Genomic DNA, 12,433 nt, shown 5'->3' with positions numbered 1-12,433 from the left:
TCATTACTCCTTCTGTTGTCTGTAGCAGAAAAAAGACTATGGCGAAACGTGTGCAATTAGTTTTGAATCAAGATGTCAGCAAACTGGGAAAATCTGGCGATTTAGTAGAAGTCGCTCCCGGTTATGCTCGCAATTACCTAATTCCCCAAAAAATGGGAGTTCCTGCCACTCCCGGCTTGCTCAAGCAAGTCGAACGGCGTAGAGAAAAAGAGCGGCAGCGCCTTTTGGAAGAGAAGCAGGTAGCTACAGAGCTGAAGACTGCTATAGAGGCTGTGGGCAGCTTCACCATTGCTAAGCAGGTAGGTGAAGAAAATGCCATCTTTGGTACTGTCACGGCTCCAGAAGTGGCAACAGCCATCCAACAAGCCACTGGTAAGGAAGTCGATCGGCGGAATATCAGCCTCCCCGATATCGGAGAGACTGGCACCTACAAGGCAGAAATAAAATTACACCCGGAAATCACAGCGGTTGTACAAATTCAGGTTGTGGCTAGCTAAGCGTAGTGCAGAGACGTTGAAGACGTTGCATACAACGTCTCTACAGTTTCCGCGTGGGTAGAAGCAGTTTTTTCAGTCAAAAAAAGGGGGTTGGGTGTCGGATCGCAGCGACTACTCAACCCCCATTATCATAGTCGTGGCGGCTCCTTGTTAAAACGACCTCTGTTATGGCTCACGAACTGAATTTTCATTCTTCAAGCGATCGCCTTCCACCCCAAAACCTCGACGCTGAAGAAAGCATCTTGGGGGGCATTTTGCTAGACCCAGAAGCCATCGGTCGAGTAACTGACTTACTTGTGCCAGAGGCGTTTTCTCTCATCGCTCACAAAGAGATTTACCGATCCGCCCTTACCCTCCACAGCCAAGGTAAACCGACCGACTTAATGAGCGTTACCAGTTGGCTGTATGACAGAGGCTTGCTGGAGAAGGTTGGCGGACAAACAAAGTTAGCTCAACTGGTGGATCGCACGGTTTCAGCCGTCAACATCGACCAGTACGCGGCGCTGGTGATAGATAAGTACCTGCGCCGTAAGTTAATCCAAGCAGGCGGCGAGATTGCTCAGTTGGGTTACGAGACGGCTACGGAGTTGGAAATTATCCTCGACCAGGCGGAACAGAAAGTTTTCAGCCTGACTCAAGATCGTCCTCAGCAGGGTCTGGTTCCTATTTCCGACACGCTGATAAATACATTTCAGGATATTGAAACTCGCCATCAGGATCTAGCGCTACCCGGTCTTACCTGTGGCTTTTATGACCTCGACGCGATGACTGGCGGCTTTCAGCGTTCCGATCTGATTATCGTGGCGGGTAGACCGTCAATGGGAAAAACAGCTATCTGCCTCAATATTGCTCGCAATATTGCTGAGTTTCATAAGTTGCCAGTAGCTGTTTTTAGCTTGGAAATGTCGAAAGAACAGCTGGTGCAGCGGATGCTTGCTAGTGAGGCTAAGATTGAAAGTAACCATTTGCGGGCTGGGCGAGTTGCACAAATTGAGTGGGAACCTTTGAGTCGCGCCCTTGGCACTCTTTCGGAGATACCAATTTTTATTGATGATACGCCGAATATGACTGTGATGCAGATGCGATCGCAAGCTCGTCGTCTTCAAGCAGAACAGCGTGGCGAGTTGGGATTAATTCTGCTGGATTACTTGCAATTGATGGAAGGCGGCGGCGACAATCGGGTGCAAGAGCTGTCAAAAATTACCCGAAGTCTCAAAGGTTTAGCTCGCGAACTCAGCGTCCCAATTATCGCTTTATCCCAGCTGAGTCGAGGTGTGGAAGCTCGTAATAATAAACGCCCAATGATGTCTGATTTAAGAGAATCGGGGTCGATCGAACAGGACGCGGATTTAATTATGATGTTATATCGCGAAGAGTATTACCAACCCGATACACCAGATCGAGGTATTGCTGAGGTAATTATTTCTAAACATCGAAATGGCCCGACGGGAACCATCAAGTTATTATTTGATCCGCAATTTACCCGCTTCCGAAATCTCGCCTCTTCTAATCGGGGATGATTCAATAAATTGGTATATACAAAGCAAAAACCCGGTTTACTTTGAAACCGGGTTCCGTCAGATTTATTTAGCTAATTTTTAGCAGTTCTACATCGAAAATCAGCGTAGCATTGGGAGGAATCACGCCACCTGCACCGCGAGATCCATAACCCAATTCTGGGGGAATAATTAACTGGCGACGACTACCGACTTTCATGGTACTGAGTCCTTCATCCCAGCCTTTGATTACCTGGCCGACACCGAGTTTGAAGGAGAAGGGTTGATTGCGATCGCGCGAACTATCAAACTTCGTGCCATCCTCTAAAGTGCCAGTATAATGCACTACGACTGTCTGACCAGTTTTTGGAGTCGCACCGTCGCCTTCTTTTAACTCCGTATACTTGAGGCCAGAGGGCGTTGTCGTAACCTTCTCGTCACTTTCTGGGTTGGTATTCATCGTAATAAGCCTTGTACTGTCAACATCTGGGTTATTGCTTGGGGTTTGTGTAACTGTAGGTGAGGAGTAATTTAGCTCGGAAGCGATCGCCTCTTGTGGAGAGTTGCTAACTTGAGCCAATATTATCACCAACACGCAGGCAAACATGACCCCGACGCTGATTAAAATCTCTCTCAAAATGTTTCCTCCATACCTTTAAGACTTCAAAATTTTAGATTTTGCAAAGGTCGAACTTCCTTTGCTGCCAATGGCATTGTATAGGCACGAAGCACTATTGATTTTAGATTCAATCCAAAATCCAAAATCCAAAATCGACAAAATTTTAGATCTTGCAAAGCTTGAACTTCCTTTGCTGCCAATGCCATAGTATAGGCACGAAGCACTACTGATTTTAGATTCAATCAAAATCCAAAATCTAAAATCCAAAATCGATTGTCCCGTTGGATTCTCAAATCCTATCAGCTTTTATCACCGCCAGAGCTTATTTTCCATGTCACGCACCTGACGTTCCAACCTGTCGATGCGTCCCCGCAATTCATCCATTTCTGACTGGCGGGGAACTCCCAGATCCTGCAACATATTACGCATCTGCCGTTGCATCTGTACTTCCAAGTTACCCTGATCTGACTTGATTTGCTGCATCAAATCATCCACAAGCCCCTTGGCTTGTTCAGGGTTGATCTTGCCTTCCTTAACCCATTCATCGCTAACTTCCCGAATTTTCTCTGCTGCCATAGATGTCGTACCCACACCGAGCATCAGTAGCTGCTTGAGCCAGTTGTTATTATCCATAGTGCCTTCTTGTCATCTGTCGCTCTCAAAAAGCGGCTGAACCTAGACGATGAAACAATGTTGTTTCGTCTATTTTCCGCCTACAGTTCTATTCTGTGACATTCTCTCGACAACTGCTGCCTACCTGACGCGCTTTGATGATGGCAAAATTACATAAGGCAGATTCAAAGCTATTTATACTCGCAAAGAAGCGATCGCAAGACCCAAATGGTTATCGAATGGCTGAAGATAGAAGTCCCCCCCGAAATCCGGGAAAAATACATCCAGAAGGATGCCGAAATCTGGACGGCGTTTCTCGCCACCTGTCCGGGGTTTCTCGGTAAAGAAGTTTGGCTCAATCCTAACGATCCAACAGGGCTTACTCTGGTGATTCGCTGGGAGACACGCGAAAATTGGAAATCCATTAGCTCAGAACGCTTGCAACAGGTTGAGGAGCAGTTTGATCAAGCGATGGGAGATAGCTATCCCATTATTGATTCAGCGGAGTATCAAGTCCGAAAGTTTCCCCAAGTTTAAACTGGGATTTAGAGGAATACTTTTCGGTTGATGGTGTCCAGCCTTTGGAGATCACCCCAATGGCTCTTTTTAAGGGAGCCTAGGGGGATCTAGCCCTAGCCCAAAAGTATTTGGTCTTTTTCTAGATTAAAAATAACTTTGTTGCGATAAATGCCGACTTGTCCCAAGTGCCATCAACTAATTAAAGCCGAAGCAACTACCTGTCCCTATTGTCGCTGTGAGCTGAAAGCCTACGGTCATCCTGGCATACCCTTACACCGAGCGACTGGGGAAGAGTATCTGTGCGACACCTGCACTTACCACGAAGACGATACTTGTACCTTTGCCAAGCGCCCTTATGCAAAAGAGTGTACGCTTTATAGCGATCGCTCTCAACAACTTGACAAAACGACCACAAAGCGCTATGCACTCGGCTGGCGGCACTCGCTTCAGCTTTGGTCCCAACGCAACCAGGGTTTGCTTATGTTCTCAGGTCTGATCGTCGTGAGTTTATTGGTAGCCTTCTATGCCACCAGCAGACGCTAGACAACTTCAGCAGTCACGGTGGTTTCTATCTCCTGTGTTCCTTCCATTAGTTGCAAGGACTCAACTGTTGTCGCTTCTTTAAAAACAGCTAAATCAAACCAAAAAGTTGTACCTACGCCAACTTCACTGACCAAGTGTACAGTGGTGTGATGCTTTTCAATAATATTTCTGACAATAGAAAGTCCCAGTCCAGTGCCTTCGAGGGTATGAACCCGATTTTCCACCCGGAAAAACCGATCGAAGATTGCCTGTTGGTCTTCTTGATCGATACCAATTCCCGTATCAGAGACTTCAATTCGTACTAATTGGGGGCGATTTTGAGAATGTGAGGAAGCGATCGCGCTTTTCGTGACTCTTGGCTCCAGCAGGTAGACGCGAATTGCCACCCGTCCGCCTGGCTGAGTAAACTTCAGCCCATTGCCGACCAAATTGGCAAATATTTGCAGCAACAAATCGTAATTGCCCAACACGGCCGGCAAATCTTTTTGAATCTCTTGCAGCAGTTCAATTTCTTTATCGCGGGCATTTAACTGGTAAGTACGCAGCGTTTGCTCCACAGCTTGGGCAATGTCTACCGCATCAAAGTGATAGCGCTTGTGGGATTCCAGCCGCGATAAATCCAGCACATCATTTACCAGACGAGTCAGGCGGTCTGTTTCCCGATTGGCAGTATCCAAGAACTCCCGCCGCTCCTCGTGGCTTAAATCTTCACCGTATTCGTGGAGGGTTTCAATAAAAGATTTGATGTTGAAAAGAGGCGTTCTCAACTCGTGAGAGACATTACTTATAAACTGGCTTTTTGCCTCGTTCAGTTCTACCTCGCGAGTAATATCTTGCACCGTCATCGCAATTCCCTTGATGCTCTCCCGATACTGGTCGAGAACCGTTGTCAGGAGAATCCGAACCGTGCGGTCTGCGGGCTGGCACAGCGTCACTCGGAACTCGGCGCTATCGCATTCACCAGCAGCGATTTGATACAGCGGTCGCGTCAGCTCCACTTGTACGGGTGCTGGGAGGTAATGCAGAACGTTACTTCCGACTACATTAACGCCATCCCAACCAAAAATGCGTCGCGCTGTCGAGTTGACTAATATCGCGTGAAAATTGGTGTCTAGCAGCACCGCTCCATCTGCGATAGTAGAAACCAGCGTCTCTAACTTGGCTTTTTCAGCCGTTAGCTCCTCAATATTTTGCTCTTCATAACGCTCCAGTCGCTCTGCCATCTCATTGAAACTGTAAATCAGTTCTTTGAGTTCGCCTCCCTGCGGCAAGTCGATTCGCTGCTTGAAGTTACCAGCGGCAATATTTTTTACCCCAACAAGAAGTTCTCTAATTGGCTGAGTAATTGTCAGGGCGTTAATAACAGCGCCTAAAATCACCATCACCCAGATGGAAATGAAAACCGCAATCGTCACATCCCTGGTCAGATGGGAAGAGGCAACCACTGTAGGATTGGCGTTAATGCCAATTGCCAAAACGCCCAAGTGTTTGCCGTCGTGCATCAGGGGAACGAAAACATCTGTGACTTCCCCATCAGGAGTTATGTGCTGCCGCACCATTGGCAATTCGGAATTATCGGCGTAATCCTCTGGGAGTTGAATCCGTCGCTGAATGGTGAGGGAATTTTGTACCTCAGATTCAGAGAAAGGAATGCCGAAGTAGATTTTGCCATCTGCGTCAGCGTAGATCATATAACGGACGCTGGAGGTGCTGCTATAGAAGCGGTGGGAAAAGCGAGCCACCTCAGTCAGATTGTTTTCCGCAATCTGAGGCGTGACATTAGCCGCCAGCAACAGACCCAAGTCGCGCCCGAAGCGAGTGTCATTCAGTCGGGCATCCTGCTGAATCGTATTCACTGCCCAGAAGGTCAGACCGCTCATCACCAAGGAGACGACTAAGGTAGCAGCCGCCATCAGACGGGTCTGGAGGGTAAACTCCGACCACCAATGAGCTAGGATTTCTCGAATGGTTTTCAGTAGAGCCAGCAAGGTAGGGCTAGGGGCTAGATGAATTTAAAATCGAAAATTAAAAATTTTTCTAGAATTTTTAATTTTGCCTTTTTATTTTTTTGTTTTACTCTACCTATCCGAGCCTTATTGACTTGAGACTAGGAGAAACAGAGGCGGAATTTCCCGTCTGTGTGGTAGTTACAAACAATTCTACACGCTTCCCCTAGCTTCTAGGTTTTATTCCCTGGTCGAGCTGGCTGTAGTGACGCGATAGCCTATATCCCGGCGATAGTACATTCCCTCAAACTGAATGCAATTGATAGCGGCGTAGGCTAAAGCGATCGCATTATCAAAATTCTCCCCAACTGCCGTCACGCCCAACACCCTACCGCCATCTGTCACCACCTGTTGCTGTCGCCTACTCGTACCAGCATGGAATACAGTGGCTCCCATTGCCTCAGCTTGCTCAATGCCAGTAATTTCCTGACCTTTTTTATAGGTTTCGGGATAACCACCCGCCGCCACCACGACGCAGGCGGCGACTCCCGATTTCCAGGCAATCGGCGGCTGCTGAGCCAATTTCCGTTGGCTACAGGCAAGCAGCAAGTCTTCTAAGGGTGTTTCTAACAAAGGCAGGATTGCCTGAGTTTCGGGATCGCCAAAACGACAGTTGAATTCCAGAACTTTCGGATCGCCTTCGGGGGTAATCATCAACCCAGCATAGAGAACCCCCCGGTAATCAATGCCCCTTTTTTTCAACGCTGCGATCGTTGGCTCCAGAATTTCCTGCTGCACTCGTTTGGATAGCTCTGGTGTCATAATTGGAGCTGGACAATAAGCTCCCATACCGCCTGTATTTGCCCCAGTATCGCCCTCGCCAATCCGTTTATGATCCTGCGCTGGGAGCAGAGGACGAATCGTCAAGCCATCCGTGAGAGCTAAAACGGAGACTTCCTGCCCCGTCAAACACTCTTCAATCACAACGGCCTTCACCTTACTCTGGAATAAATCCTGAATTGCCGCCACTGCCTCCTCAACAGTTGCGGCAACTGTGACACCCTTGCCAGCTGCCAACCCATCTGCCTTGACAACAATCGGCGCACCCTGTTCTGTCACATAAGCTTTTGCCGCCTCTAACTCAGTAAAAACAGCCGATCTCGCCGTCGGGATGCCCGCTTCCTCCATCAAAGCCTTTGCCCAAGACTTACTCGCTTCAATTTGCGCTCCCTCTTTCGTAGGGCCAAACACTTTGACGTGTTGGCTTTGGAGGTAATTTGTAATTCCTAAAGCCAGCGGCACTTCTGGCCCCACAACCACCAGAGAGATGTTGTGAACCTGGGCAAATCGTCCTATTCCCTCAAAATCATCAACACTCAAGGCGAGATTCTGGCAACGCTCCAGAGCTGCTGTAGCGCCGTTACCGGGAATACACACCACCTGCCGAATACTTTGGGATTGCAGCAGTTTCCATGCGAGGGCGTGTTCTCTAGCCCCATTGCCCACCACCAAAACCTTCACTATAGCCTCTCGCTCCTGAAGATTGAACTTTTTTCACCATTGCTGGTATTGCAGGCTTTACGCTCGCCCTGCAAAGGGCAGCGCCTCAATCCAGCCGCTTGTTCTCAGTGACGATTTAACTCCTGAAACGGATAAATCTAAAGTTGAAATCGTATAAGTCAAGCAAATGCACTCCATTATGCCATGCAATTATCGAAAAACTGGATTCAATACCACTGACTCACGGAGAAGAGAAAATAAATTTCACACCGAGAAGCTAAAGTAAGCTGAAGCTTCTTGGTTAACTAAGTAGGTTTGGGATGTTTAGCTTTGAGTGAAACGTATTGGCGCTTAGGAGGATCGTTTGTGTTGGAAGCAACGTTAAGCGAACCGTATTGGAACCATCAACTATCAGCAATGAGTTGCAACTATTGCCATTGTTCTAATTCTGCCAGCCAGTTTCGCATCAGAGAACTCAGCTGAACGCGACGGGTTTCAAAGTTAGCAGCAATTGAGATAAAAGCGATGCCGACTAGCAAGCCTATAACCCATTTGAAAAAAGGATAGTCGAAGATAAAAATTACTAACTGGTAAAAAACAGTCAGTAAAAAAGTTGCTGTACCAATGTAAAGAAAAGCCCGCACTCTCAAAGCTAATCCCGCAAAGATGGCGATTATACTCAAAATTCCCGGCTGTATCCCTGTTTCTTGATGCAGCAAAAATGCCGCTACACAAATTACGCCAGTACCCAGTAACCGGAGGTTGTGGCGAGTTTGGCTTTGAGTTGGCAACTTCAGGTTGGGATCGATTTGGGCAATATAAAGCAGGGATAATCCGATTGGTGTGATGTACCAGAGGGCATCGGTGAGTCGTAGGTCGAAAAACCACCGGAAAATAGCCCAATCAAGTAATGCCGCAGTCAGATAGGTAAACCGGATTTGCTTTGTTAGCTTTGCGAGTAAGACATAAAACGCGGCTACGATTAGTAAGCCAATTGGGGGAATGTCTAATCTGCTTTCCCAGAGCATAATTAGGGGTAGGATGTATGCGGCTTGCTGCCAGGGTCGTTTGGGCCATCCCCACCTTTCCCAAGGTAAAGCGTAGAGAAGATAAGCCCAAATGCAGGAAATTGGGGCTTTCCAGGGAAGTAATGGCCCTGCCCATAGCTGTCCGATGGCTGTATAAATCCAAAAAATTCGGATGCCAGCGATTTGTAATAAACCCAAATAAACCCAGGTTTCTGCTGTGCTGATCCGCCCAGCAACAGTTGGTAAGGGGGGATCTACGGGCGATCGCTTACCCTGATAGATGGCATACCTAATCAAAAATAAGCCAATGCCTAATCCTAGAAGGCGGTTAATTTCAATGGGAGTAGCAGTGGCAGATAATAATAAGGCGCTACTCCAAGCCCAGTGTAGATGTGATACAACTTTCAGTTCTTGGGCGGTAAGGCGTAAGTAATTTATCAACCACGGAGAGAAGACACGATAAGCATACATGATGCTGGTGCCGAGGGCGGACATGGCAATTAAGCCATCGCCCAAGCCTCCTCCCGATGCTTGTAGGAGTTGGTAGAAGAGGAGTTCGTATGCAGAAATTGATACTCCAACTAATCCTAAGTAGACTAGGGGTTTGAATTCTTGCTTCCGTCGCCCTACGCTAATCACAATTAAGGCGATCGCTAGTGTAGATAACCCTGTCCAACTGGTAAAGGTATCCCAGCGTAACACAGCACCCAGTACGCCGTACAATAGCGGCAAAATGTGGCAGCTACTGGGGATTTCCAGTCGCGATCGCCGTCGCCAAATTTCGCCTAAAAGCTGAGTCATTAAACCTAAAGCAACGTTGGCGATCGCTAAATTAATCACCGAACGCCCGACAAAGCCCAACGCCTCGGCAGTTAACAATTCTAGACACCACCCCACCCCGTAAAATGCCCAGTTGTTGGGTTGTAAGTAACTGCGATAAGCGATCGCGCCCATTGTCAAAACAACGGCAACTAGAACACTCACAGATGGGGAAACCAGCGCCCAGTAAACATACAGTGAGTGAACTGTCAGCGAAACCATTTCTAGGCTACACAGCGCGATCGCCCAACTATCCGCAGATTTTGCGTAAAGGGCGGCTAAAGTCCCGTGACGGCGATTCAACCAGCTGCTAGAGAGCCATAAACTAAGGGATGCGATCGCTCCTACAATTAGCCAACCGGGTGCTGAGAGTCGCGCTATTCCTGGTACGCCTTCCCATAGCAGCATTGTGGCGAAACTTAAGCCAAACCCGATTGTAATTATTGCTGCTGCTTGGTGCCGCAAATAGCGCGTATTTACTAACATCAAGCCAGTTGCCACGCCTAAACTGATTAATCTGGCTCCTGGTAAAGTGAAGGTTAGGACTTGTGCCATTCCCAAAGCTGTCACACTCAGCCAACTAGCTAATTGTCGTTGTGGTTGAGTAGCCTGTTTGGCAACTCCAGTTAAGGCTAAGGGTGTAACTAGCCAGATAATGTTCCATTGCTGGCGGCTAATGATGTCGCTATCCCAGGATAAAGAAGTAATTGGTAACAGTAATTGATAACTTATTGCGGCAAGTCCTAACCCAAGGTGCCATGCACTCCGCTGCCAAAATGTTGAGTGTGAAGCTAAAATGCTAAACGTCCATTCTGCTACCATCACAGCTAACAAAACGCTTGCCCAGATTTCTTGACTTAAAGAGGGGAAAAAGCGGTCAATGAAAGAGCAAAATGTCAGCAAGCCGATAATATGTGTTAGATAAACTAAACTAACTTTGATGGGACGGCGCTGGGTTACAGCCAAGAGAGTTATGGTGGACAAAAGTAGATTTAGCGATCGCAATGTTGGATTTGCCAAACTCAACAGAGTTAGTAAAGCCCCAAAACTGAGTGCTAACTGTTCACCAAAAAGGGCTAAATCGGGTTTGTTAATGCGATATAAGCGAGCACTCACTGCTACCATCAAAATCAAGTAGGGAAACCAAGCCAGACTCAACAACGCCCACGGAGAGTCTTGAGAACCAGTGAGTTGAGTAGCAGTTGCGATCGCCCACGCTTGTACCGAAGTGGGTATTAATAGCCAAAGCAAGCAAATTGTCTGTAACCCAATTGCAAAAATTGCTGCCAAATCCTGACGCTTTTCAAACCGTTGCAAGCGGCTGATAAAGAACCATAGACCTAAGCCGCTAACAGCAGTCGCTTGCCAAGGAAACTCAGTTCCTATCGAAACTACCCAGCCTAGCAATATTAAAACTCCGCCAATATTTTCTAAGGGAAATTGGTAATCTGTAATTGGTAATTGGGTATCTTCTTGTTTCCTGTTTTCTCTTGCTGGTTGCGGCATTTGTTGCGATAACCATACTACCAACCAACCACAAATTCCAACGGCTAAACCTAATTGTGTAATTGAGATATTGACAACAAAAATTGCCCGAAACAGCAGCAAAAATAAGGCATAGATTACTAATCCTGCTGGTAAAATGATAGCGAATCTAGGTTTATTATTTTCTTCTATAGCCCGCGCAGACGGGCTTTGTTCGTCTAGACCCAGGCTTCCAGATTGCGGGTATTTTCGGTAACGAATTTGATAAACGGTAGCAATGGTTGTTAACACCATTCCTGCATAAACGGCAATGAGGGGAAATTCTGCAAATTTCCAACCCCAGTGCAGGTAACTCAGTCCCAGAATATTTAAAAAGGGTAAATTTTGTAATCTTCCTAAACCAGAAGTCGGGGGGATATTTTTTAATAACCGGAAGGTGATAAATGTGAGAATAAGGGTTGCGATCGCTACTACAATCCAATCCACGGGATTGCGCCACAACCCGAAGCTATCCATCGCCCAAAAGTTGACAGGAACCAGCAACAACGTGACAATTTGTAACGTCTGCGCTGTTAATTGCAAATTAGGCTGCTGACGCGCCCAAAAACTAACTCCCCAGAAAATTGAGGTATAACCCAACAAAACCGCATACTGTCCCGCAGCGGGAAATCTCTGCCATTGGCTGGCGGCTAGTACCCCGGAGGATACTACCACCATAAACACACCTAAAAACAGCAGCCAGCGGACGCTTAATTCTGCCACTAGCGACTGCAACATTCCCTCTAAAATGTTGGGGGGTTTCTTCTGAGTTGTTTGTAGAACTAAATCCGACGATTCTTGATGAAATGGATGGTTAGAAAATACTGTTTCTTGAGGTGTGGCTGTGGTTATTTCCAGTTCTGGTATGGGACAGGAAAGGTATTTTGTAGACAAGCGCTTGACTTGAACCTGAGAAATCAAGCCTAAGCGCAACCAGATATCCAGCCCTTCTAATAATTCGGGCTGGGAAGCTTTGACGGTTAATTCAATGGTAATGGGGCGGTCAAGTGGAGAAGACATCAGTAGACCCCAGAGAATACGTTTGTGTTTTCTCAATCCTGCTTTTGATTGAGATGGTTTGCCTAGTGCTGATGTGCCACTTTATAATCTGATAACCTAGGGTTGTTTTATCCCATGTCAATAAATGTGGCTCTTCAGTACTTAGTATGCTAATTCAATAATTAAAATGCCAAGTAAGTAAACATCTAATTCGGTAATTTTCAAAATTCCTAAACCCATAAGCAGAGCGTTTAATCAACTTGAGCTTATTGTTAATACCCTCAACAACACCACTCGTAGTTCGGTTGTCAAAGTAAGCAATAATTTCATC

General features: G+C 46.9%; 10 protein-coding genes. 4 read left to right on the top strand and 6 right to left on the bottom strand.

Going from position 1 to position 12,433, the window contains the following annotated elements:
* The first annotated feature begins 38 nt into the window (after positions 1-38).
* Positions 39-497: a 50S ribosomal protein L9 gene (gene rplI / locus NDI42_RS10875; protein ID WP_190459055.1), complete on the top strand. Its 459-nt coding sequence runs from the start codon at positions 39-41 to the stop codon at positions 495-497.
* Positions 498-664: 167 nt separating this feature from the next.
* Positions 665-2,017 (top strand): replicative DNA helicase, encoded by a 1,353-nt coding sequence (gene dnaB / locus NDI42_RS10870; RefSeq protein ID WP_190459053.1) that lies wholly within the window; start codon positions 665-667, stop codon positions 2,015-2,017.
* Positions 2,018-2,084: 67 nt separating this feature from the next.
* Here dnaB and NDI42_RS10865 read toward each other — a convergent pair whose 3' ends face one another.
* A complete protein-coding gene (locus tag NDI42_RS10865) occupies positions 2,085-2,630 on the bottom strand; it encodes an FKBP-type peptidyl-prolyl cis-trans isomerase (protein ID WP_190459050.1) in 546 nt (181 codons plus the stop codon).
* Between the two features lie 291 nt (positions 2,631-2,921).
* Entirely contained in the window at positions 2,922-3,245 is a 324-nt protein-coding gene (locus NDI42_RS10860; RefSeq protein ID WP_190419814.1) for a phasin family protein, read from the bottom strand.
* Between the two features lie 207 nt (positions 3,246-3,452).
* Here NDI42_RS10860 and NDI42_RS10855 point away from each other — a divergent pair, with 207 nt between their 5' ends.
* Both NDI42_RS10855 and NDI42_RS10850 read left to right on the top strand, forming a co-directional pair.
* Positions 3,453-3,761, top strand: coding sequence for a TIGR03792 family protein (locus NDI42_RS10855; RefSeq protein ID WP_190459048.1), 309 nt, complete (start codon positions 3,453-3,455; stop codon positions 3,759-3,761).
* 150 nt (positions 3,762-3,911) lie between these two features.
* Entirely contained in the window at positions 3,912-4,286 is a 375-nt protein-coding gene (locus tag NDI42_RS10850) for a zinc ribbon domain-containing protein (RefSeq protein WP_190459046.1), read from the top strand.
* Here the strand turns inward: NDI42_RS10850 and nblS are convergent.
* From nblS to NDI42_RS10830, 4 genes are all read right to left on the bottom strand, one after another.
* Positions 4,283-6,274, bottom strand: a complete 1,992-nt coding sequence (gene nblS, locus NDI42_RS10845; protein ID WP_190459045.1) for a two-component system sensor histidine kinase NblS — start codon at positions 6,272-6,274, stop codon at positions 4,283-4,285. The genes NDI42_RS10850 and nblS overlap by 4 nt on opposite strands.
* Positions 6,275-6,472: 198 nt before the next feature.
* Complete coding sequence (purD, locus tag NDI42_RS10840) at positions 6,473-7,753, bottom strand: phosphoribosylamine--glycine ligase (protein WP_190459042.1); 1,281 nt, start codon at positions 7,751-7,753, stop codon at positions 6,473-6,475.
* Positions 7,754-8,160: 407 nt separating this feature from the next.
* Positions 8,161-12,123 carry a DUF2157 domain-containing protein gene (locus NDI42_RS10835; RefSeq protein WP_190459040.1) on the bottom strand — a complete coding sequence of 1,321 codons (3,963 nt, stop codon included), beginning with the start codon at positions 12,121-12,123 and terminating at the stop codon, positions 8,161-8,163.
* A 154-nt stretch (positions 12,124-12,277) separates the two neighbouring features.
* On the bottom strand, positions 12,278-12,433 hold a 156-nt coding region (locus NDI42_RS10830), incomplete at its 5' end, for a transposase (protein WP_190450670.1).

Origin of the sequence: Funiculus sociatus GB2-C1 (genome assembly GCF_039962115.1) — a bacterium.
Classification (GTDB): Bacteria; Cyanobacteriota; Cyanobacteriia; order Cyanobacteriales; family FACHB-T130; genus Funiculus; species Funiculus sociatus.
The sequence above is the reverse complement of the archived record's forward strand: the minus strand, read 5'-3'. Positions and strand labels throughout refer to the sequence as shown.